The organism is Candidatus Flexicrinis affinis (genome assembly GCA_016716525.1).
In the GTDB taxonomy this organism is placed as follows: domain Bacteria; phylum Chloroflexota; class Anaerolineae; order Aggregatilineales; family Phototrophicaceae; genus Flexicrinis; species Flexicrinis affinis.
In genome coordinates this window covers 244,959-267,171 of the sequence record JADJWE010000001.1, presented here as the reverse complement: position 1 = coordinate 267,171, position 22,213 = coordinate 244,959, and the positions used below count along the sequence as shown (strand labels likewise).

Here is a 22,213-nt window from a genome sequence, read left to right as displayed (position 1 = left end):
GCTAGTCTGACGCAGTTTCTGCATCCGGGTGCTTGATCGCGTCCAGCTGCGCCGACTCTGGACGTGCCTTGTAGAACGGGTCTAGCGGGTAGCAGCCGGAGATCATGCCATTGCGCGGCGCGGTCGTACAGTCGCTGAACGTCCGGCAGATCAGCTTACGCTGCAGCGGTTTCCCTGCCAGCACGTCCGCCGGCAGTTCGGGGTAACTCAGCACCATACGGCCCACCCCGACCGAGTCGGCCATGCCTGTGCGCACGACATACTGCGCGACGTTCGGCAGCCAATCCTGCAGGTACGAGTAGCCTGACCCGACGATGAACAGGTCCGGATGCGCGCGTTTAAGTTCCGCCACCACCGCGATCTGGCGGGCGACACCGACGAGCGGGTCTTCCGGCGGCTGATAGCCGTCCGACGGCGGGAACAATGCCGGGCGCTGAATGTGCGGATTGTAGTACGGGCTGCCCGCTGTAATGCACACCAGTCGGATATCCAGCTCGCGCAGCAGGGTCAAGAAGTCATGCGCTTCGCTGAGGTCGATGCCCGTGCCGGTGCCGTCGCCACCAAACGCATACGGGTAGCGTCCCGTCCAGTCTTCGGCAGTGCCGGTCTTGTCGTCGCCCGGCTTGAACGGCATCCAGTCGAACGCGCTCAGGCGGACGCCGATCCGCAGTCCGGAGGCATGCTGCCGGATACCGGCCACGATCTCGCGTAGAAAGCGCGTGCGGTTCTCGAAGCTTCCGCCATACTGACCATCGCGGTCGATCGCGCTTAGAAACTCATGCCCCAGATACCCGTGGCAGTGTTTGACGTCTACGAAATCGAAACCCGCCTGCTGGGCGAGCACAGATGCGTTGACGAAGTCCGCGATCAGCGTTTCGATATCGGCATCGCGCATCACCGGATAGCCGGCCGCGACATTGAATTTCCGATCCAGCAGCGGATGGTGGTACAGGATCTGCGGCTCCATACGCCGCTTGTCGTTGGGACGGGCAAACCGACCCGAATGCGTGAGCTGCAAACCGACAACGAGGTCGGATGTCTCACCGTAACGATCGCCGTGAGTGTCGACTAGATGCCGGCGCAGCGCCGCAAGTGACTCGACCGTGGCCTCGTTGATCACAAGCTGGTTGGGGTTGGCGCGGCCATCGTAGCGGACAGCCGTTGCCTCGCCGCCAAAGATCAGCTTGGCGCCGCTCAAGCCGAACCGCCCCCATCGGCGCCGAACCAGATCGTTAGGCCGGCCATCCGGCTCGCCATCCCACCCCTCCATCGGAAGCACCGTGAAGCGGTTGCCGATGGTCGTACCGTCGAACGTATACGGGGCTGCCAGCGGCGAGTCCGCGCCAGCGGTCAGTTCGTCGTCCAACGGGATGTTTACGCCGAGCGATTCGACGTGGGCACGAAACTGCTCGGCGGTACGGAGCTGCGCGACCCGCTTGTAGCTCATGGTACCGCCTCTCGAAGCGCATTCAGCCGTTCCGAAATGTCGTGCAGAATCTCCCGATCCGATACCGGGCGCACCGGTGACAGCGGATGTGTGAGGTCGGAGCCGATGAGACCGCGCAGATGCAGAAACTGGGCGGCGCTGTGTTTGTATGCGGGTACCGGCTTGCGAAACGCGAAGAAGCCGAGGTACTGAAGCAGGTCGTTCAATTCATAAAACGAGTCGTCACCGGCGAGCCAGTACGAGTCGCGCTGCGCGAATACGTCCGGAGCGAACGTGCTCAGACCGAGCAGGTAGTCGCTGCCGTACGTCACCATGTCGATGGCGAGGTCGTTGCCCGTCAGCACCATGAAGTCGGGGCGCTGGCGGTCGCGCAGTGCGATACGCTCCCACTCCAGCGACCGACTCAATGAGGAATGCTTGGCGCCGACACACTCGGCAATGTCCAGCAGCCCGGCATACACCTCAAGCGAGTAGATCTTGCCGAACGGGGCGAACATCGTCCCCAGTTCGAAGGCGATGAAGCGCGGGCAGTGGCGCGCGATCTGCTGATAGGACTCCACGATGCGCGCGTCGGCTTGACCGGTCAATCCGTACGACTGAAAGATGACCGGCGTCCCGCCGAACTGGTGGATCAGCTCGATCTGCGCGCGATAGGCGTCGAGGTTCCACGATGCGCCCGGCGAATCTCCGACGAACGCCCCGGCGACAAACGGCCCGCCGGCGGTTTCGTCGGCCGTGTGCGCAAGCACGTCATGGCGCTCGGCCGGCGTCAACAGGTTGACATAGCCCGTGTCCATATTGACCGCAGGGACAAGCCCGGCATCGGCCGTCCGGCGCACGTGACCGCGAAACGCGTCCCAGTCGATGTCGCCCGTCGCTGTAAACGGCAGCAGGATTGCCGACATGCCCGTGATTTTGCGACGCGGACGAATCGGCGGCAGTGCAGCGACACTCATGAGTCTTCACCCTTCTTAGCACTAGCACGGGACGATCGGTGTTTTGAGGTCAGCGCGCGCGTGCTTGCCCGTTCGATCAACGTCGGCGAGAGCACACGGTGATGCAGTTCAATCGTCGGATCGGCGATCAATTCAAGCAGGAATTTGACCGCGATTTCATCCTGTTTGCTGAACTTAAATTCGACCGTCGTGAGCGGCGGCTCGGTGTATTGCGACAGTTCGGAATTGTCGAAGCTGATGACGGACACGTCGTCAGGTACGCGCAGACCGGCCTCGCGCAGCGCCCGCAGCGCGCCGAGCGCCATGTTGTCCGTCCCGACGATTAACGCGGTGAACGGTTTGCCGGTCGCGAGGATCTCCTGCACGCCGGCATAGCCGCTGCCCATCGAGTAATCGCCTTCGGCATAGGCTACCAGCTCAAGGCCATGCTCGCGCAAGGACTGTTGAATGGTGATATGCCGCCAGTATCCATTGTGAAGGTCGGCTTCTGGCGGCACGGACGCGATCTGCGTGTGGCCCAGCTCAAGCAAGTGCTCCACAGCGATTCGGCTGGCGAAAACCTGATCGAAGCCGACCCACGCCAACCGAGAGCTTGGCACGTAGTCGCGCCGAACGACCGGAATCCCGCGGCTCCACGCCGTAAGTGTTTCATCCGGCACGCGCAGTCTCGGCGCGTATAACACGACGCCTTCGACCATGCGCGACCCGGCCGACTCCAACGCGGTTTCAAGGTTTTGCGCCGTCGCTTCGGAAATCAGCAGGCTGTAGCCGGCCTCTTTGGCGACCCGCACCATTTGTTTGGTCGAGTCGGCCAACCGGCCGCCGTAGTTCACATCGACCACGATCAGCTCGAGCGTCTTCGAGCGTTGGGTGGTCAGCATTTGCGCGGCGCGGTTCGGGCGGAAGTCGTGCTCTTCCATCAGGCGCATAATCTCGCGCCGCGTCTTGTCGGAGACGCCGGGCTTGCCGTTGATGACAAGCGACACAGTTTGATACGACACGTGGGCCAACCGTGCGATATCGCGAATGGTGAGGGGTTTGTCGTTACTTGTCGGCATCAAGAATTACTCTACCATACTTGACCGTTCAACACGATCCGACTGCTCGCTACCTATCATAGCACACGTTCGAATTGTGGCAAAAACTCGTCAGATATTTGACAAAATGGCACGAGTCTTGTTATCTGTAGTACAGGTCTGACTTGACCGGTCAAGTCAGACTACAGAAGGTCGTCAAGTACTGAGAGGATGTTTCAAACTATGTATGTCTCACGTCGCAAGTTCGCTCTATTGCTGACACTCGCTGCCCTCGTTCTGGTGATGGGCGGCGCGGCGTTGGCGCAAGATGCGCAGGTAATGCGCCTCGTTTGGTGGGGTTCGCAGAATCGCCACGACCGTACGATCGCCGTGGTCGAAATGTATGAAGCCGCGAACCCCGGTGTCGATATCGTCTATGAATTCGCCAACTTCAATGACTATTGGACGCTGATGAACACGCAGGCCGCCGGTGGCGAGCTGGCGTGCGTCATGCAGCAGGACTACGCTTATCTAGCCGAGTGGGCGCGCAATGGTTTGCTTGCGCCGCTCGATCCGTTCGTTGAATCCGGCGCGCTGGACCTCAGCAATGTCGATGAAGTCTATCTCGAAGGTGGTCGCGTGGAGGGCCAGCTTTACGGCTTGAGCCTCGGCACCAACTCGCAGTCGATCATCATCGACGTCGACGCGTTCGAAGCGGCAGGTGTCGAGCTCCCGGCGCCGGACTGGACGTGGGCCGACTTCGAAGAAATTGCGCTTCAATATCACAAAGCGACCGGCAGTTGGGCCTACGGCAACCCGTCACTCGGCGACGACCAGATCTGGACGGCGATGATGGTGTCGATGGGCACCAACCCATTCAGCGAAGACAACACCGACTTCGGCTACGAGGATGACTCGGTCATCGCGGACCACTTCAATCGCCTGCTGCGCCTGCAGGAAGCTGGCGCGATCATGACGTTGGAAGAAGCTTCGCAATACGCGGGTGGCCCGGAAAACTCCCCGATCGTCGCCGGCGCGGCCGCGATGCAGTACCAGTGGAGCAATCAGGTCGTCGCGATCTTCAGCGCGCGCGGCGAGGACGCCAACTTGAAACTGTGGCCGATGCCCCGACCCGTTGATGCCGTGGGCGCTGCCAACTACCTGAAGCCGTCGATGTTCTTCTCGATTACGTCGGACTGCGAAACACCGGAACTCGCCGCCGACTTCATCAGCTTCTTCACCAACAGCGAAGAAGCCAACGACATCCTCGCGGCAGAGCGCGGCGTGCCGGTCTCGTCTGCGATCCGCGAATACATGGCCCCTAACCTTGAACCGGTCGGCGTCGAGACGTTCGACTTCCTCGAGCGCGTCGCCACTGACGTCAGCCCAATCTTCCCGCCGAACCCGCCGGGATATAATGACATCCGCAACAACGTGTGGCTGCCGCTGTTCCACGATCCCGTCCTGTACGGTCAGCTTTCTGTCGAGGACGGCTTGGCGATCTTCCGTTCGGAAGCGCAGGCCATCCTGTCCGGCAACTAGTATCCGTTCCGCGGGGAGGCGTCTGGCAGCGCCTCCCCGCACCCAAAGCCGCAGATCGGCCGTGACAGAATAGGCGGAAGCGGCGCCGCATTAAATAGAGTTTGTTGGTTGGTTATCGGGACACGGTGATGACAGAACCCGCAGCAGCAATACCCGGCCCAGAGCGCGTCCAGGACGCGCTGTTAAGCGCCGCGAAGACGAAAGCCCGCAACAAAGACTTCAAGCGCAACGACGTCGTGGGCTACATGTTCATCTCGCCGTGGCTGATCGGCTTCTTCGCGTTCAGTATGATCCCGATCGCGATTTCGCTCTATCTCGCGTTTACGGATTATCACCTGCTGCGCGGCGGCGAGTGGATCGGGCTGGCCAACTTCGACCGCATGTTCAACTCCGACATCCGCTACGGCCGGTCGGTGGCCGCCACGTTCAAGTATGTGCTCGTCGCCGTCCCGCTGCGCCTGATCTTCGCACTGGCCGTCGCTATGCTGTTGAATACGAAACGGCGCGGCGTGTACTGGTTCCGCGCGGCATACTACATCCCGTCGGTTATCGGCGGCAGCGTCGCCGTCGCGGTCATGTGGCGGCAGCTCTTCGGCGGTGACGGGCGCGTCAACGAAGGCGTAGTCAACACACTGCTCGGTTTCGTCGGCATTGAGCGCCTGAACTGGTTCGGCAACCCGGACACCGCAATCTGGACGCTGATCCTGCTGGCGGTGTGGCAGTTCGGCTCGCCGATGCTGATCTTCCTCGCCGGCTTGCGCCAGGTCCCGGCTGAATACTACGAGGCGGCGTCGATCGACGGTGCGACCGCGTGGCAGAAGTTCCTGCGGGTCACGCTGCCGCTGATCACTCCGATCATCTTCTTCAATTTCATCATGCAGCTCATTTCGGGTTTCCGCGTGTTCACGCAAGCGTTCGTGATTACGGCCGGCAACCCGCTCGACAGCACGCTATTTTACGCCCTCTACCTCTACCGGCGCGCCTTCAACGACTTCCAAATGGGCTATGCGGCGGCGATGGCATGGGTCCTGCTGCTGCTGATTGCGTTCTTCACGTTTATCAGCTTCCGCACCTCGCGCTATTGGGTGTATTACGAGACCAAAGAGAGCTAGGCGTATCATGCAGCAGGCATTGAAGTTCGATACTTATCAACGTCAGCGCAGGCGCACACAATTGTCGCAGACCGTCACGTATTACGTGGTCGTCATCGCGCTGGCCATCGTCATGCTGTACCCGGTCGCGTGGCTGGTCGCCAGTTCGCTCAAGCCGCTGGATGAAATCTGGACGAACGTCACGTCGCTCATCCCCTCCACCCTGCGCTTCGAGAACTACGCCGAAGGCTGGAGCGGGTTCGGCGGCATCACGTTCGAGACGTTTTTCCGCAACTCGTTCATTCATGCCGGCGTCGGCACGCTGTTCACGGTCGTCAGTTCGGCCATCGTGGCGTACGGGTTCGCCCGTGTGAAGTTCCGCGGGCGCGACATCTGGTTCTCGATCATGCTGCTCACGCTCATGCTGCCCAGCCAGATCCTGATGATCCCGCAGTACATCATCTTCAACGAGCTGGACTGGATCAACACATTTCTGCCGCTGCTGATCCCACGGCTGGGTGGCGATGTGTTCTTCATCTTTATGATCGTGCAGTTCATCCGTGGCATCCCGATCGAACTGGACGAAGCGGCGATGATCGACGGCAGCAGCAAGGGCGGCATCTTCTTTCGCATCATCCTTCCGCAGATCGTGCCGGCGCTGGTCACCGCTGCGATCTTCTCGTTCTATTGGACGTGGGAAGATTTCCTCGGGCCGTTGGTATACTTGCAGAATCCGAACCTGTATACGGTCGCGGTCGCGCTGCGGGCATACACCGATACCGGCAGTATCAACAACTGGGGCGCGGTGTTCGCCATGCTCACGCTCTCGCTGGTGCCGGTCATCCTGATCTTCGTATTCTTCCAGCGCTACCTTGTTGAAGGCATCGCCACGACCGGCCTGAAGGGGTGACACGGTGTCCAACCCGCCGGTTTCCACGCCACGTACCGAACGTGCCGAGCTCGTTGAGCACGCCGAGCGCTGGGGCAGCTTCGTGCTGGTCAACATCCTGTGGGCGCTGCTGTGCATCCCGCTGGTGACCATCCCTGCGGCCACCGCCGGCCTGTTCGCCTATTGGTCAACGCGCACGCGCGGGTTTCAAACCGACGTGTTCAGCGCGTTCTTCGGCGGGGTGCGCGCGCATTGGCTCAAAGCGACGCTGATCGGCATCGTCGACCTTGTTGTGGGTGGGCTGGTCGTGCTCAATACGTCGATCTTCGCCCACATGGACATGACCGGCGATCCGATCGCGTTCCTGTCGCGCAGTGTGACGCTGTTCGCCGCGGCAGCGTTGGTCATGGTCAACCTGTATGCGTGGCCGCTGCTGGTAATGCTGGACGACATGAGCGTCAAGCAGGTGCTGCTGTCGTCCTTGCGGTTGATCGCTGTCCACCCGCTGCAATCGTTCTTATGGTCGCTAGCGGTGGTCTTTCCGGTCATGGTCACGTTGTTTCTGCCGCGCGGCTTCATCGTGCTCGTGACAGCATCAGTATGCGCATGGATCGCCTGCGTTGGCACGTGGCCGGTCATTCAGGACCATCTGTCGGCAGAGCAAATTGAGTCGCTGCTTCCCACCAAACACTAAGGAGTAGTGCGTGAGCTCCAAACGTTACGCGATTGTCGGAACGGGATCACGCTCCGGCATGTTCTTCGAAGCGGTTTGCAGAACGTACCGTGACAGCTGCGAGCTGGTCGCGCTGTGCGACCCAAGCCAGACGCGCATGGATTGGTACAACGATCTGATCGGTCGCGAGTATCAGCACCCTCCGCGTCCGACCTACGCCGCACGCGATTTCGACCGCATGATGGCGGAGACCAAGCCCGATGTGGTCATCATCGCGACGATGGACTGCACGCATCATCAGTACATCGTGCGGGCGATGGAGCTTGGCGCGGACGTCATCACCGAAAAGCCGCTGACTACCGACTTAGGCCGGCTCAACGCCATTTATGACGCCATCGCGCGGACAGGGCGTTCGCTGCGCGTGACGTTCAACTACCGCTACGCGCCGGCCTATACGCAGTTTCGCAAGCTGGTGATCGACGGCGCGGTCGGCCGGCCGCTCTCGGTCGACTTCTCATGGCTGCTGGACACCAGCCATGGTGCAGACTACTTCCGCCGTTGGCACCGCGAGAAGCAGAACAGCGGCGGCCTGCTTATCCACAAGGCCAGCCACCACTTCGACCTCGTGAACTGGTGGATCGACTCGTATCCGACGCAGGTCAACGCGATGGGCGGGCTGCTGTTCTACGGCAAGCAGAATGCCGAAGCGCGCGGCGAACACTACAACTACAAGCGATACACCGGCGAACCCGAAGCGGCCAACGACCCGTTTGCGCTGTTCCTAGACGAGAAAGAGGTCTTCCGCGGACTGTACCTGAACGCCGAGGCCGAGACCGGCTACCTGCGCGATCGCAACGTTTTCGGCGAACCGATCGACATCGAGGACACGATGAGCGTGTCGGTGCGCTATGGCAACGGCGCCATCCTGTCCTACTGTCTGGTCGCCTACTCGCCGTGGGAAGGACTGCGTGTTGCCATCACCGGCACGCGCGGGCGGATCGAGATGGACATCGTCGAGAACATCAATCACCTGATGGGTGACGGGCGCGCGGCAACGGCCAGCAAAGGCGCATTCAAAACGACACGCATGCGCGTGTATCCGATGTTCGGCGAGCCGTACGACGTCGACGTGCCGCACGGCGAAGGCGGCCACGGGGGCGCCGACCCGGTCATGCTCAGAGACATCTTCATGGCCGATCCGCCGCCCGACCCGTACCACCGCGCAGCCAGCCACATCGACGGCGCCGCGGCGGTCATCGTCGGGATCGCCGCCAACCTGTCGATGGAGACTGGGCGCCGGATCGACATCGACGAGCTGTTCCCGGTGCTGCGCGCCGCCAAGTCGCCCAGACCGCCGGTAGAAGCGCAGGGAGACTGATGGGCGACCGCCTGTTTTCGTCCGACCCGGCGCGGCGCGAGATCGCGCGTTCGCTCTACGAGCGTGTGCGCGGCCTTCCGCTGATCTGCCCGCACGGGCATGTTAACCCGGCGATTCTGGCCGACGAGTCGTATACGTTCGGCTCGCCGGTCGACCTGCTCATCATCCCCGACCACTACATCTTCCGCATGCTGTACTCGCAGGGCATCGCGCTCGAGTCGCTAGGCATCCCCCGCAAGGACGGCGGCACGGTCGAGACCGATCACCGCAAGATCTGGCAGACCGTATGCGACCACTGGTACCTGTTCCGCGCCACTCCTACCGGCATCTGGCTCTCGGAAGAGCTGCGCGACGTCTTTGGCATTTCGCACAAGATGAACGGCGCCAACGCCGTGACCATTTATGACGCCATCGCCGAAAAGCTCGCGCAGCCTGAGTTCCGCCCGCGCGCGCTGTTCGAACGATTCAGCATCGAGGTACTGGCGACGACCGACGCGGCCAGCGACTCGCTCGACGCGCACCGCCGCATCCGCGAATCTGGATGGCAAGGCCGGGTCATCCCGACCTTTCGGCCCGATGCGGTGATCAACCTCGACACCGATGGGTGGCGCGCGAACATCGACGCGCTCAGCGCCGCATCCGGCATCGATGTCGTGGACTACGCGAGCTTTATCGCCGCGCTCGAGAACCGCCGTGCGTTCTTCAAGTCGATGGGCGCGACTGCCACCGATCACGCCGCAATCACGGCCTACACCGAACGGTTCACCGACCACGAGGCTAACGCGATCTTCCAGCGCGCGCTGGCCGGAAAGCTCAATACGCATGACGCCGACGCCTTCACCGCCCACATGCTGATCGAGATGGCGCGCATGAGTGTTGAGGACGGCCTCGTGATGCAGCTCCACATCGGCAGTGACCGCAACCACAACCGCGCGCTGTATGAGACGTTTGGCCGCGACATGGGCGCGGACATCCCGATCATCAGCGAATTCACGCAGAACCTTCAGCCGCTGCTTGACGCATTCGGCAGCGATCCGCGCCTGACGCTCGTGCTGTTCAACCTCGACGAGACGACCTACAGCCGCGAACTTGCGCCGCTGGCCGGCCACTACCCTGCCGTCAAGCTCGGCCCACCGTGGTGGTTCTTCGACAGCGTCAATGGGATGGAGCGCTTCTTCGACGCGGTCGTCGAAACCGCCGGCATCTACAACACGGCCGGCTTCAACGACGACACGCGCGCGTTCCCGTCGATCCCCGCCCGCCACGACGTATGGCGGCGGGTCAGTGCCAACTGGCTTGCCGGTCTCGTCGTGCGCGGCATTGTGGACGACGAAGACGCCGCCGAGATGATCACCGAACTTGCCTATACCCTCGCCAAACGCACCTACCGATTGGATCGCCCTGTATGAACGACGCCCATGGACTGACCGTCGTCCCGGGATCGCAGATCGAGCATGACGGCACCGCCTACAGCATGCTCAAGCACACCGCCACGCACGAACGCTTTCTGCACGTCGACGGAGACGCGGCGGACTTCGAATCGGCACCGGGCCGGGGACCGGCGGTCATGGCGCTGTCGGCGCACAACGCGGCGGTGCTGCGTGAGCGCCTGCCGTGGCTTAAGCCGGTACCGCTTGGCCTCGTCACGTCGGCCGGGTTCGGTGACCGGCTCGGGCAAGCCACGCCGGGCCACGTCGCGGCCGTGCGCGGAACTGGCGTCGCGCCGATCTTCGCGCAGCAGTCGGTGCGTGAGAACGCGCGCACCGGGCGCACGCCGCAGCAGGTGTTGGATGACGCGATGTGGGCGGTCTTCGAGACCGGTTGGCGCGATCCATGGGGCGCCGACGCCGATCATCTCAAACAGCCACTCGACGTGATGCCGTTCGCCGATGCAGGCTATACGTTCTACACCGTTGACCCCGGCGACCATGTCGACGACGCGGCGGAGACAGACGACCTCGACACGCTGCGCGCCAAAGTTGTGCGCCTCGATTGGCAGGCGCTTCACGCGTCGTGGGATCAAGCGGTTGAACGCTATGCGACTGCCCGGGTCGCGGCGCTTGCCGGCGGCCCTGTCGATGAGGCCGCGCTTCTGAAAGCCTTCGCCAAGTACGGCGCGGCCATCGTCCATGCCGCACGGGTCACGCGGGCCGTGTCCGATTCCGTCTCCGGCGGTGCGTTCGAGATGGAAGTCTCCGTGGACGAAACCGGCACGACCACCTCGCTGCTCGAGCACGTCGTCATCGCCGGCGAGCTGATCCGCATGGGTGTGCCGTTCGTCAGCCTTGCGCCGCGCTTCGTCGGCCGATTTGAGAAAGGCGTCGACTACATCGGCGACCTTGCCGAACTGGAGCGCAACATCGCCGGCCACGCGGCCATCATGCGCCACTACGGAAACCGCTACAAACTCAGCCTGCACACCGGCTCGGACAAATTCGGCGTTTACCCGATCGCCATGCGCTATACGAACGGGTTGGTACACCTCAAGACCGCGGGCACAAGCTATCTGGAGGCGCTGCGGTTGATGGCGCAGGTCGATCCGGCGCTGTTCCGGCATGTGCTCGATTTCGCGCGCAGTCGCTATGAGGCCGACCGCAAGACCTATCACGTTTCGGCCGAGGTCGCCCGCGTGCCTGAATCGTCGGCGCTCACCGACGACCGCTTGCCCGCGCTGTTGGACGACTTCGACGCGCGTCAGGTGCTGCACGTCACGTTCGGGTCGGTGCTCGATACGTTCGGGCCGGAACTGCACGCGCTGGTTCGCGCGCACGATGATGCGTATGCCGACCTCATCAAGCGCCATTTCGACAAGCACCTCGCGCCACTGGCTCAACACTGAGTCGCAGAGTCTTGCGCTAGTCCAAGCTGGCGTGTTAGCGTCCCTCCATTGCAGACCGCGCCGCGATCAATTGCGGCTCTTCGGCTTCCACGGAGGACACGATGACGGATTCACTGCGCATTGGCGTAATCGGCTGCGGCGGAATCGCCCAGATCATGCACCTGCCGCACCTTGTCGAGACGCCCGGCCTTACGCTGCACAGCATCGCCGATACCAACCCCGCTGTCCTCAACGCTGTCGGTGACCGCTACGGTGTCGCGGCCCGTTATCAATCGTGGCGCGACATGCTGGCCGACGACGTACTCGACGCGGTGGTCATCTGCCACACCGGATCGCACCGCGACAGCGTGATCGACGCGCTGAACGCCGGCAAACACGTACTGGTCGAGAAACCGCTGGCGTGGAACGTACGCGAAGCGCACGAGGTCGCGGCCATCGCCGCGCGCTCAGATCGGGTAGTGCAGGTCGGCTATCACAAGCTGCACGATCCAGCCTTCGCCTACGCCATGCGCGAACTAACGCAGTTCGACGACCTCGCTTATGTCGACTGTACCGTGCTGCACGCCGCAGACGAATTCAACCGCGCGCCGTACCCGATCATCGTGGGTGACGGCGAAACTGCGCAGTTCAACTACGACCTGCCGGAGTGGGGCGCGATGCAAGCGGGGATCGCGCAGTGGCTCGCCATCGGTCCGACCGCCCTGCTCAGCGACGAAGGGCTGGGTGATCACGCCGGCGACGTCTCGCTCCAAGTGGCGTTCGGCCTGCTGACCGTGAGCGTTATCCATCAAATCTACGTGTTGTTCGGCCTGCTTGGTGAGCCGGTGCGCGTTCTGCACACCGACGTCTGGCGGCAGGGCATGTCGATCAGTACGCTGATCGAGTTTCCGAATGCGGTGCGCTGCACGCTCAATTGGCACAATCTGCCGTATCTCAACGACTACCGCGAGACGTACGCGCTGGTCGGCAATCGCCAGCGTTTGCGACTGGAGTTCCCCGGCCCGTATTACCGCAATCTTCCGACGCCGGTCGTGCTGCAAGGCGGGGACGGCGAGCTGGCATGGGAAAAGCGCGTCATCGTCTCGTATCGCGAGGCATTCCACAATGAACTGCTTGCGTTCGCGCACGCCATCCGTACCGGCGAGCGCGCCCCCGGCGTCGTCGACGACGCCGTGCGTCACGCGCAGTTCATTGAGGAGATTCTGCGCGCCGTCCCGCGTCAATAAGCGTGTTGGAATAAACTTCGCACAGACTTCACACACTCTTGAACCAGCGTTGAACCCTCGTTAGAGCCAAAGTGTTGGCAATTTAACGTGGACGCGCTAGACTGTACATGTCCGGACAGGTTAAGACATGGTCGATTTTCGAGTTTCTAAAGACAGTTCTTTGCCGCTCCACGTTCAGCTTCTTGACGAACTCCGGCACAAAATTGTCACCGGCCAGCTCAAGCCGCACGATATGCTGCCCGGAGAGTGGGAATTCGTCGAGGCGCTCAACATCAGCCGGGCGACCTTGCAGCGCGCATGGCAGTCGGCGCAGGACGAAGGGCTGATCTACCGTGTCGCCGGCAAGGGTACGTTCGTCGCCGAGCCGGTCAAGCCACAGAACGGGCGCAGTGCTGTCGCTTTCATCATTCCCGAGTACCGAGGCACGTTCGCGATGAGTTTGCTTGCCGGGGCCGAACAAGTACTTCGCAAGACAAGCTGCAACGTGCTGTTCGCCAGTACCGACCGCGACCTCGACGAAGAAAACCGACTGCTGGCCGACTTCGTCGCGCAGGGTGTGCAAGGCGTCATTCTGGTGCCGGTGCGCGGAACGCTGCAGAACCGTATGCTCACGTCGGGCGACATCAGAGTGCCGGTCGTACTGATGGATCGACCGCTGAACGGCGTCATCCTGCCCTGCATCAGCAGCAACAACTACGCCGGCGGGCTGCAGGCCATGAACCATTTGATCGGTCTCGGCCACCGGCGCATCCTGTTTGTCGCCCGGCCGCACATGGATTTGTGGTCGGTGTCGGAGCGTTACCGGGCCTATCAGGACGCGCTGCATCTGCAAGGACTCGACGCCGACCCTCCGTTCCTGATCGGTGGCGACGCCGAGATGAGTTCGTACGAGGCCTACGCCACCGCCGACCGGGCGGAAATCGAGCCGCTGATCGAACGACTTAAGTCGCATACGCGGCCCACGGCGATCTTCGCCGTCAATGATTGGATGGCAGTTCGGGTGCAGCGGGCCATTGCTGCCGCCGGTTTGCGAAACCCGCACGACGTCTCTGTCGTGGGGTTCGACGATCTGGACATCGCGCAGTATCAGAACCCGCCGCTGACCACCGTGGCCCAAAACGCGCACCTGATGGGTTCTGAAGCCGCCAGACGCTTAATCACGCTGATGGAAGGAGAAGCCAATCGAGAGATTCTGACACTGCTGCCCACCACGCTCGTCGAACGAAGTTCTACGGCACCACCAGCTATGTAACGATTCCGCCTTCAGCTTTCACCTATGCCCATTTCATGGAGGGAAGAACGTGTCCAAGCACTTGAGACTACTCCTCGCATTCGTTTTTGTGTTCGCGCTGTTTGGCGCAGTACACGCCCAAGACCCGGTCGAGATCAGTATCGCCGGCGCAAGCGGCGTCGAATATCAATGGCTCAACGAGTCGGTCAAGCCGGCCTTTGAGGCGATGATGGCTGAGGCCGGTACGCCGGTCACCGTCAACGTCATCGAGTTCAGCGGCAGCGGCGAAGACCTGCGCCAGCAGCTCGTGCTGGACCTCGGCGCCGGCGCCGGTGCGGACATCCTCGCCTTTGATGGCTTCTGGCTTCCCGAGTTCGTCGAAGGCGGCCTGCTTAGCCCGTTGACCGAGATCGTCGGCGATTCCGCGCTCGATTGGGAAGGTTGGAGCGTGACGCCGGAAGGCATTCAGGCCATCATGAGCTTTGACGGCGAGCTGTTCGGCATCCCGCGCGGCACCGACGGCCGCGTGATCTGGTACCGCATGGACCTGTTCGAGCAGGCGGGCCTGCCGGCTGACTGGCAGCCCACGAGCTGGGCAGAGCTGCTCGACGCCGCGCGCGCCATCAAGGCTGCGCTGCCTGACGTGACCCCGCTGCAGCTCAACGCTGGCACCGCTATGGGCGAGGCCTCGACGCTGCAAGGCTACATCATGGCGCTGCTCGGCGCAGGCCATCACGTCTACGACTTCGACGAAGGCAAGTGGATCGTGAGCAGCCCGGCCATTCTTGCCACGCTCGAACTGTTCGAGACCATCTACATCGAAGAAGAGCTGGGCGAAGTGCGTTGGCAGCTTGTCCAGAACGGCCGTGACCTTTCCTTCGAGGCGTTCTCGAAGGGTGAGGCCGCTATGCTGGTCGAAGGCGACTTCTTCTGGCGCGGCCCGCTGGCCCCGGAAACCGGCAACTACGCGATGGCCAACCGCGACGAAGTGGTGACCTTCGCCATGATGCCGGCCATGGAGCCCGGCGCTGGTTATCGCGGACAGGACTTCGTGTCGGCATCGGGCGGTACCGGTTATGTGCTCAACGCCAACAGCGCCAACCCCGAGCTGGCGTGGGAACTGATGACGTTCATGTTCAGCAAGGAATCGGTAGATGCGCTGCAGGTCCTGCAGCCCCGTATCCGCGCCCGCACAGACGTCGCGGTCCCCAACGATGAGATTATGACCCGCATCGCCAGCGAGGTCCTGCCGTTGTCGGCCATCCGCCCGCAGCTGCCGGAATACAATCAGGTCTCCGCGCAGATCCAGCTCATGACCGAGCGCATCGTGTCGGGTGAAATGACCCCGGCCGAGGCGATGGCAGCGTACGATGCGGCCGTCACCGAGATCGTCGGTGAGGACAACGTCGTCCGCATCCCGCTTGACATGTAACAGGTAAAGACTAAGGGTGGGGCACCAATACAGGTGCTCCACCCTCTGCCTGTACCGCTGCCCGCCGTCGTCTTCGTCCGCCCGACCCGAAACGGAACCGACTGATGCAGAAAGCGATCCTCTCGCGCGAACTGAGCCTGCTGTTTCTCGCGCCTGCGCTCGTGTTCGTCGCCTTGTTCTTGCTGTATCCGTTCTTTTCGATCTTTCAGATGAGCTTCACTAACCAGACGCTTGTCGGGGCCAACGCGCTGAACCCGCAGAACGTCGGTTTCCAGAACTATATCGACCTGTTCGACGCGCAAGACTGGATGCGGCGCGGCGAGATGGGCCACAGCCTCTGGCTGACGGCACAGTTCGTCATCGGCTCGGCATTGATCGGCCAAGCCATGCTCGGTCTCGGAATCGCCGTCGCCTTCAACAACCGCAAGGGTCTGCTGCGCGAGACGGTCTACACGCTTGCGATTGCCGCGTGGATCATCCCCGATGTCGTGGTGGCGTTCGCGTGGTTCGCCTACCTCGACCCTGACGGCACGCTCAATCAGATGCTGGAGGCGGTGGGGCTGCGGCCGCTCGACTGGTTGTTCGATTACCCATTGTTCAGCATCATCTTGTTCAACACATGGCGCGGGACAGCCTTCTCGATGCTGCTGTTCTCGTCGGCGTTGGCGTCAATTCCGCCCTCGTACATGGAGACCGCCGACGTCATCGGCGCAAGTCCGTGGCAGAAGTTCCGCGATATCATGCTGCCGCTGCTGCGCCGCTACATCGCCACCGACCTGATCCTGATCACCTTGTGGACGTTTAACACCTTCACGCCGTTCCTGCTCACCGGCGGCGGTCCGACATATCAGTCCAACGTGATCGCCATTCACACCTATAACGTCGGCCTGCGCTTCTTCGAGTTCGGCAAGGCCAGCGCCATCGCGGTCGTCGTCATGATCATCAACTTGGCATTGGCGAGCGTTTACCTGTTCATCTCTCGCAATCGACAGGGGCAGACCGCATGAGATCGCCCATTCAACGCATCATCCTGACCGTATTTGTCGTCGCGATCGCGGCCTTCTTCGTCACGCCGCTGTTGTGGTTCGTATTCGCGCCGTTCAACCCGCAGGCGTCGCTTTCGGTGACGATCCCGCAAAGCCCGTCGCTGGCGAATTTCGAGGAAGTCCTGAGCAATCAGCTGGCGATGCGCGGCCTGCTGCAGAACAGCGTCATTATCGGCGTCGGCACGATGGTCGGCACCAGCGCGGTTGCGGCACTGGCTGCGTACGGTCTGTCGCGCGGGAGCATCCCCGGGCGCAACGTGCTGACCTATGTGCTGATCCTGTTCTCGTCGGTCGTTACCGGCACCGCCAGCATGGTCCCGATCTTCAAGCTGATTTTCGACCTCGGGCTGATCGACACCCACACCGGCGTCATCATCGTTATGATCGGGGGCCTGCTGCCATCGGCCATCTTCATCATGCAAGACTTTGTCGACAGCGTACCCCGCTCGTACGAAGAAGCCGCCATGGTGGCCGGGGCATCCCCAATCCAGATCTTCCGTGACGTGACGTTTCCGATTATGCGGCCCGGCGTGCTGGTCGTCGGAATCTGGGTGCTGGTCAATGCGTGGGGGGCGTTCCTGATCCCGTTCATCCTCTTGCGCAGCCCTAACCTACTGCCCGCCTCGGTGACGTTCTACTCGTTCTACGATGTCGAAAGCGGCATGCCGCAAATCCGGTTGGTGTCGGCTTATGCCGTGCTGTACACCCTGCCGGTCATTCTGCTGTACCTGTTGATCAATTGGCGCTATGGCTTCCGCTTCTTCGGCGGAATCAAGCAGTGAAAGAGCGAATCGATGGCTTCGATCGAACTACGTAACCTGCGCAAAACGTTTGGCAAAGTGGTCGCCGTCAACGATGTCAGCCTGTCGATGGCGGACGGCGAATTCGTCGCGCTGCTGGGTCCGTCGGGCTGCGGCAAGACCACGACCCTACGTATGATCAGCGGTCTTGAGTCGCCGGACAGCGGCAGCATCCACATCGATGGCAAGGACGTAACGGGTTTGCCGCCGCGCTCGCGCGATGTCGCCATGGTGTTTCAGGACTACGCGCTCTACCCGCACATGACGATCCTCGACAACATCGGGTACCCCCTCAAGGTGCGCGGCGTGCCACACAGCGAACTCGCATCGCAGGTCGAGTCGGTGGCGAACAACTTGCAGATCGGCGAACTGCTGGCGCGGCGACCGGGCCAGCTCTCCGGCGGGCAGCAGCAGCGTGTGGCCGTAGCGCGTGCCGTCGTCCACCGCGCGCAGGTGTTCCTGTTCGACGAGCCGCTGAGCAACCTGGATGCCAAACTGCGCCTCGAAGCGCGCGCGTTTCTCAAGCACTTGCAGCGCGAGGTCGGTATCACCGCCGTGTACGTCACCCACGATCAAGCCGAAGCGATGGCATTGGCCGACAAGATCGTCGTGATGAAGGACGGCAGCATCATGCAGGCCGGCACGCCGCTAGACATCTACCGCCATCCGGTCAATACGTTCGTGGCGTCGTTCATCGGCAACCCGCCCATGAACCTGCTCCCCTGCACTATCGACGGGGGCAAGATTCATATTCAGGCCGGTGATTCGCCGCAGGCTGTGTCCGTCGACGGTCTGCACCTGCCCAAGACGTTCGCGGCAAGCAGCCAATTCACGCTCGGGGTACGACCAGAACATATTCGAATTCTGACTGAGCCGATTGCGGATGCCATCAAAGGCACGCTGTACGTCACACAAACGCTTGGCGGCGAGGCGCTTGTCATCGTCCGGGTTGGCGACCAGCTTGTCACGGTGCGGCTGTTCGAGGATGAGGCGCCGCCGTTACCGCACGACGTGTACCTGACGTTCGAACCGGATCACCTGTTCTTCTATGGACCGGACGGTCAGGTGATGCAATGAGCCGAAACGAGACGCTCGTTCTCGAAGGCACGCTGACGCCCAGCCAAACCCTGACCTATCCCATGCTCCCGTTCGAAGTGCCGCCGCACACCGAACGGATCGATGTCGAATACACGTACTCCGCCGCCATCGGCAGCGACCCGCACCTGACCGGCGGCAATACGATCGACATCGGAATCTTCGACCCGCGTGGGCATACGTTCATGGGCGAGGGCTTCCGGGGATGGAGCGGCAGCGCCCGCAGCGCATTCTTCATCGCCGCAAACGAGTCGACACCCGGCTATTTGGCTGGCCCGATCCAGTCGGGGACATGGCACATCAGCCTCGGCGCATACAAAGTCGCGGACGACGGATGCGCCTACCGCGTGACTATTCTGTTGACGATCGGGGACCTCGACAGCGGCACGACGTTCCCGCAGCGCCTACCACTCAGCAACGCCCCTCGCCCGGATGTGCGCCGGGACAGCGGATGGTACAGAGGTGAACTGCACTGCCACACGCACCACAGCGACGGCGACAGTGATGTAGCGACCGTGATCTCGCGGGCAGAGGCGCTCGGCCTCGACTTTCTGGCGATCACCGACCACAACTCGCTTTCGCATCAGGTCGCGTTGGCCTCCGCCGAAACCCGCCTTATGCTCATCCCCGGTCTAGAAGTCACGACTTACAAGGGCCACTGGAATATCTGGGGCGCTGGACCGTGGATCGACTTCCGTGTGCTTTCGCAGGACGACATGCAAACGGCGGTGAACGCCGCGCTCGACGCAGGTTATCTGATCTCATGTAACCATCCGCGCCCGTACGGGCCCGAATGGGTCTATCCCGGCATCGTTGGTTTTCACTGCATCGAGGTGTGGAACGGACCGTGGCGGCTGATGAACGACGTGTCGTTGGCCTATTGGGAAACTAAGCTGCAAACCGGCCCGAAGCACGTTGCGGTCGGCGGCAGCGACTGCCACTTTCATCACAGCGAGCATCGCGCCAAACTCGCCAACCCGACCACCGTCATCTACTGCCCGGGCGACCCATCACCGGCAGCGCTGCTCGCTGCGTTGAAGGCGGGTCACGCCTACGTGACCGAGTCGCCAGATGGCCCCGAGGTCGTGCTGATAGCCGGCCCCGCCATGATGGGCGACACCTTGTACGTCGACGGCGATACGCTGCCGGTCACTGTGACGGTGCGCAGAGCGCCGGGCACGCGGCTTCAGATCGTCAGCGCGGCAGGTGTCACTCAACAGTTCGCGATCGACCGGCTAGAATGGGTGACGCAGGTAGACGTTGACGTGCGCGACACGCCGTATGTGCGCGCACAGGTCGTCTCAGGCAAGCCGAGCACGCTCCAAGTCCATGCGCTCACCAACCCGATTTATATCGAGCGAACACCGCTCTAGAAGTCCTTGCTTATGCGTACCGACATCGACCTCGTGCACGTCATCTTCAAGACGCATCTTGACGTCGGGTTTACCGACTATGCGCGCGCCGTGGTCGACCGGTACATGACCGCGTTCATCCCCGACGCGATAACGTTGGCGGAAACCATGCGCGAGCGTCACCCGGACGAGCCATTTCGCTGGACCGTCGGCGCTTGGCTGATCTATGAATATCTCGAGCGCGCTTCGAGCGATCAGCGGCGGCGCATGGAAAACGCGGTGCGCGATAACCACGTCGCGTGGCATGCCGCGCCGTTCACAACCCATACCGAGCTGATGGACGAACGACTCTTCCGCCGCGGGCTGAGCCTGTCGCACGAACTCGATGCCCGCTTCGGCAAGCGTACAATCGCCGCCAAGATGACCGACGTGCCGGGCCACACCCGCGCCATGATTCCGCTGCTGGCCGAGGCCGGCGTCCGGATGTTCCACGTGGGCGTTAATCCGGCGGCGACGGTTCCTGCCGTGCCGCCTGTGTTCAAGTGGCGCGACGAGACATCGTCGACAGAGGTGCTGATGATGTATCAGCAGGTCTACGGCGATGTCATGGTCCTGCCCGGAACGACGGAAGCGGTCGCCATCGTGTTCACCGGCGACAACCTCGGGCCGCCCACGCCCGACAGTGTGCGCGAAACGTACGCCGATCTGCGCCGTCAATTTCCGAATGCGGTGTTCGTCGGCTCGACGCTGGACGCGGTTGCGGAGAGCATCCTGCGTGCCGCCCCCGATCTGCCAGTGATCAGCGACGAAATCGGCGACACGTGGATCCACGGCATCGGCACCGACCCGACCAAGGTCAGCCAGTATCGGGCGCTGCTGCGTCTGCGCGACCGGTGGATTGCGGACGGCACGGCAAGCGATGCGCAGCTCGGCGCGTTCGACCGAGCGCTTCTGATGATCCCCGAGCATACATGGGGTATGGACCTCAAGACGTTCCTGCCCGACTACGAGAACTACGCGACGCCGGTGCTGCCCGAGAAGCGCGGCGATCCGATGTTCCGCTATTTCGAGGCGTCATGGGCAGAGCAGCGCGCGTACGTTGCTGACGCCCTCGATACACTCGATGGCACGCCGCTTAAAGCCGCTGCCGAGGCCGAGCTTGAGGCGATCAAGCCGCGCCGACCCGACCCGTCCGGCTATCGCCCGGTGTCGATCAGCCGGTTCGAAACCGAGCAGTGGAGCATCGGCGTTGACCCATCAACGGGCGCGCTCGACCATCTCGTCCTGAAAGCGGCGCGGCACACGCTGGCCGACACCGGCCATCCGATCGGCCTCGTGACGTACGAGACCTTTTCCAGCGCCGACTACGACCGGTTCTGGCATCAGTACATCCGTGACCGTGAACACGGGCACGTGCGTGTGTGGGCGCACCCGGACAACACCAAACCCGGCTTGAACGTCGAGGCGCACGGGCGATGGCATCCACATGCCGAGCGAATCCTGACCCGCGAGGACGCCGGCACGACACGCGTCCTTGTCGAGGCGTCATTTGCCGAACAAAGCCGGCAGATCGGCGCACCGTCAGCGCTTACGGTCGAATACGCGTTCAAGCCCGACGGAACCGTCGCGATCGACGTGCAGTGGTTCGACAAGCCGGCATGCCGCCTGCCGGAAGCGTTCTGGTTGACTGTGATCCCGGTCGACGCCGGTGAAGGCGCATGGGCGGTTCACAAGTTGGGCGGTGAGATCGACCCGACACGCGTCGTCAGCGGCGGCGCCCGGTCCCTCCACGGCTTCGATACGACCGTCACGCACCGCGGCCCGCGCGTCACGACGCGTATCGACTCGCTGGACGCGGTGCTGGTCGCTCCGGAGCGTCCAGCGCTGCTCGACTTTCACAACCGCCTGCCCGATATGGCCGGCGGCGTGCACTTCAACCTCTATAACAACGTGTGGGGCACCAACTTCCCGATGTGGTTCGAAGACGACGCGCGCTTCCGGTTCGTGCTGCGCGCCGCATCGAATACCCCGGGCGGGTAGCACCACCGCCATACGTAATTGTCGCACGCACAGCACACAGACTAGCGCCGGAGTTAACCGGTCGGTTGGCCGTCGACTGCGATATGCGCTACACTCGGTTGTGGCACGCACTCTGCGTTGTTCCTCTGTGCGGCCGAAAAGTCGATATGTTCCCGTTTCG

General features: G+C 62.4%; 18 protein-coding genes. 15 read left to right on the top strand and 3 right to left on the bottom strand.

All coding sequences use genetic code 11. The annotated features are described in order from the left end of the window. Position 1: 1 nt before the first annotated feature. The 3 genes from IPM16_01055 to IPM16_01045 are packed head-to-tail and all read right to left on the bottom strand — an operon-like array spanning position 2 to position 3,461. Positions 2–1,447, bottom strand: coding sequence for an NADH:flavin oxidoreductase (locus tag IPM16_01055; protein MBK9121696.1), 1,446 nt, complete (start codon positions 1,445–1,447; stop codon positions 2–4). Then, a complete protein-coding gene (locus IPM16_01050; GenBank protein MBK9121695.1) occupies positions 1,444–2,403 on the bottom strand; it encodes a dihydrodipicolinate synthase family protein in 960 nt (319 codons plus the stop codon). The genes IPM16_01055 and IPM16_01050 overlap by 4 nt, the downstream gene beginning before the upstream one ends. Beyond that, positions 2,400–3,461, bottom strand: coding sequence for a LacI family DNA-binding transcriptional regulator (locus tag IPM16_01045; GenBank protein MBK9121694.1), 1,062 nt, complete (start codon positions 3,459–3,461; stop codon positions 2,400–2,402). The genes IPM16_01050 and IPM16_01045 overlap by 4 nt, the downstream gene beginning before the upstream one ends. Before the next feature lie 201 nt (positions 3,462–3,662). On the opposite strand from IPM16_01045, the gene IPM16_01040 reads away from it, so the two are divergent. The 15 genes from IPM16_01040 (at position 3,663) to IPM16_00970 (ending at position 22,053) form a co-directional block, all read left to right on the top strand. Then, entirely contained in the window at positions 3,663–4,961 is a 1,299-nt protein-coding gene (locus IPM16_01040) for an extracellular solute-binding protein (GenBank protein ID MBK9121693.1), read from the top strand. 128 nt (positions 4,962–5,089) lie between these two features. Then, complete coding sequence (locus IPM16_01035; GenBank protein ID MBK9121692.1) at positions 5,090–6,073, top strand: sugar ABC transporter permease; 984 nt, start codon at positions 5,090–5,092, stop codon at positions 6,071–6,073. A gap of 7 nt (positions 6,074–6,080) precedes the next feature. Next, a complete protein-coding gene (locus IPM16_01030; GenBank protein MBK9121691.1) occupies positions 6,081–6,962 on the top strand; it encodes a carbohydrate ABC transporter permease in 882 nt (293 codons plus the stop codon). 4 nt (positions 6,963–6,966) lie between these two features. Beyond that, entirely contained in the window at positions 6,967–7,635 is a 669-nt protein-coding gene (locus IPM16_01025; GenBank protein MBK9121690.1) for a YesL family protein, read from the top strand. Between the two features lie 10 nt (positions 7,636–7,645). Then, on the top strand, positions 7,646–8,992 hold the full coding sequence (locus IPM16_01020) for a Gfo/Idh/MocA family oxidoreductase (protein MBK9121689.1): 1,347 nt from the start codon (positions 7,646–7,648) through the stop codon (positions 8,990–8,992). Continuing rightward, a complete protein-coding gene (uxaC, locus tag IPM16_01015; protein MBK9121688.1) occupies positions 8,992–10,401 on the top strand; it encodes a glucuronate isomerase in 1,410 nt (469 codons plus the stop codon). Before IPM16_01020 ends, uxaC begins: the two co-directional genes overlap by 1 nt. Then, positions 10,398–11,831, top strand: a complete 1,434-nt coding sequence (locus IPM16_01010) for a hypothetical protein (GenBank protein MBK9121687.1) — start codon at positions 10,398–10,400, stop codon at positions 11,829–11,831. Before uxaC ends, IPM16_01010 begins: the two co-directional genes overlap by 4 nt. 101 nt (positions 11,832–11,932) lie before the next feature. Continuing rightward, positions 11,933–13,057 carry a Gfo/Idh/MocA family oxidoreductase gene (locus IPM16_01005; GenBank protein MBK9121686.1) on the top strand — a complete coding sequence of 375 codons (1,125 nt, stop codon included), beginning with the start codon at positions 11,933–11,935 and terminating at the stop codon, positions 13,055–13,057. Between the two features lie 160 nt (positions 13,058–13,217). Beyond that, the gene (locus tag IPM16_01000) at positions 13,218–14,309 is read left to right on the top strand and encodes a GntR family transcriptional regulator (protein ID MBK9121685.1); all 1,092 of its coding nucleotides are present in this window, start codon (positions 13,218–13,220) and stop codon (positions 14,307–14,309) included. Positions 14,310–14,358: 49 nt separating this feature from the next. Continuing rightward, positions 14,359–15,720 carry an extracellular solute-binding protein gene (locus IPM16_00995; protein ID MBK9121684.1) on the top strand — a complete coding sequence of 454 codons (1,362 nt, stop codon included), beginning with the start codon at positions 14,359–14,361 and terminating at the stop codon, positions 15,718–15,720. A gap of 104 nt (positions 15,721–15,824) precedes the next feature. Next, entirely contained in the window at positions 15,825–16,727 is a 903-nt protein-coding gene (locus IPM16_00990) for a sugar ABC transporter permease (GenBank protein ID MBK9121683.1), read from the top strand. Further along, on the top strand, positions 16,724–17,548 hold the full coding sequence (locus IPM16_00985) for a carbohydrate ABC transporter permease (GenBank protein ID MBK9121682.1): 825 nt from the start codon (positions 16,724–16,726) through the stop codon (positions 17,546–17,548). Before IPM16_00990 ends, IPM16_00985 begins: the two co-directional genes overlap by 4 nt. Before the next feature lie 12 nt (positions 17,549–17,560). Further along, entirely contained in the window at positions 17,561–18,643 is a 1,083-nt protein-coding gene (locus IPM16_00980; protein MBK9121681.1) for an ABC transporter ATP-binding protein, read from the top strand. Beyond that, complete coding sequence (locus tag IPM16_00975) at positions 18,640–20,034, top strand: PHP domain-containing protein (protein MBK9121680.1); 1,395 nt, start codon at positions 18,640–18,642, stop codon at positions 20,032–20,034. The genes IPM16_00980 and IPM16_00975 overlap by 4 nt, the downstream gene beginning before the upstream one ends. Before the next feature lie 12 nt (positions 20,035–20,046). Further along, entirely contained in the window at positions 20,047–22,053 is a 2,007-nt protein-coding gene (locus IPM16_00970) for a DUF5054 domain-containing protein (GenBank protein ID MBK9121679.1), read from the top strand. Positions 22,054–22,213: the final 160 nt, after the last annotated feature.

What these genes read in the sequence shown, in the direction of transcription:
- IPM16_01055 (MBK9121696.1), bottom strand. Translation starts at nt 1,447, where the DNA reads ATGAGCTACAAGCGGGTCGCGCAGCTCCGTACCGCCGAGCAGTTTCGT.
- IPM16_01050 (MBK9121695.1), bottom strand. Translation starts at nt 2,403, where the DNA reads ATGAGTGTCGCTGCACTGCCGCCGATTCGTCCGCGTCGCAAAATCACG.
- IPM16_01045 (MBK9121694.1), bottom strand. Translation starts at nt 3,461, where the DNA reads ATGCCGACAAGTAACGACAAACCCCTCACCATTCGCGATATCGCACGG.
- IPM16_01040 (MBK9121693.1), top strand. Translation starts at nt 3,663, where the DNA reads ATGTATGTCTCACGTCGCAAGTTCGCTCTATTGCTGACACTCGCTGCC.
- IPM16_01035 (MBK9121692.1), top strand. Translation starts at nt 5,090, where the DNA reads ATGACAGAACCCGCAGCAGCAATACCCGGCCCAGAGCGCGTCCAGGAC.
- IPM16_01030 (MBK9121691.1), top strand. Translation starts at nt 6,081, where the DNA reads ATGCAGCAGGCATTGAAGTTCGATACTTATCAACGTCAGCGCAGGCGC.
- uxaC (MBK9121688.1), top strand. Translation starts at nt 8,992, where the DNA reads ATGGGCGACCGCCTGTTTTCGTCCGACCCGGCGCGGCGCGAGATCGCG.
- IPM16_01010 (MBK9121687.1), top strand. Translation starts at nt 10,398, where the DNA reads ATGAACGACGCCCATGGACTGACCGTCGTCCCGGGATCGCAGATCGAG.
- IPM16_01005 (MBK9121686.1), top strand. Translation starts at nt 11,933, where the DNA reads ATGACGGATTCACTGCGCATTGGCGTAATCGGCTGCGGCGGAATCGCC.
- IPM16_00990 (MBK9121683.1), top strand. Translation starts at nt 15,825, where the DNA reads ATGCAGAAAGCGATCCTCTCGCGCGAACTGAGCCTGCTGTTTCTCGCG.
- IPM16_00985 (MBK9121682.1), top strand. Translation starts at nt 16,724, where the DNA reads ATGAGATCGCCCATTCAACGCATCATCCTGACCGTATTTGTCGTCGCG.
- IPM16_00980 (MBK9121681.1), top strand. Translation starts at nt 17,561, where the DNA reads ATGGCTTCGATCGAACTACGTAACCTGCGCAAAACGTTTGGCAAAGTG.
- IPM16_00975 (MBK9121680.1), top strand. Translation starts at nt 18,640, where the DNA reads ATGAGCCGAAACGAGACGCTCGTTCTCGAAGGCACGCTGACGCCCAGC.
- IPM16_00970 (MBK9121679.1), top strand. Translation starts at nt 20,047, where the DNA reads ATGCGTACCGACATCGACCTCGTGCACGTCATCTTCAAGACGCATCTT.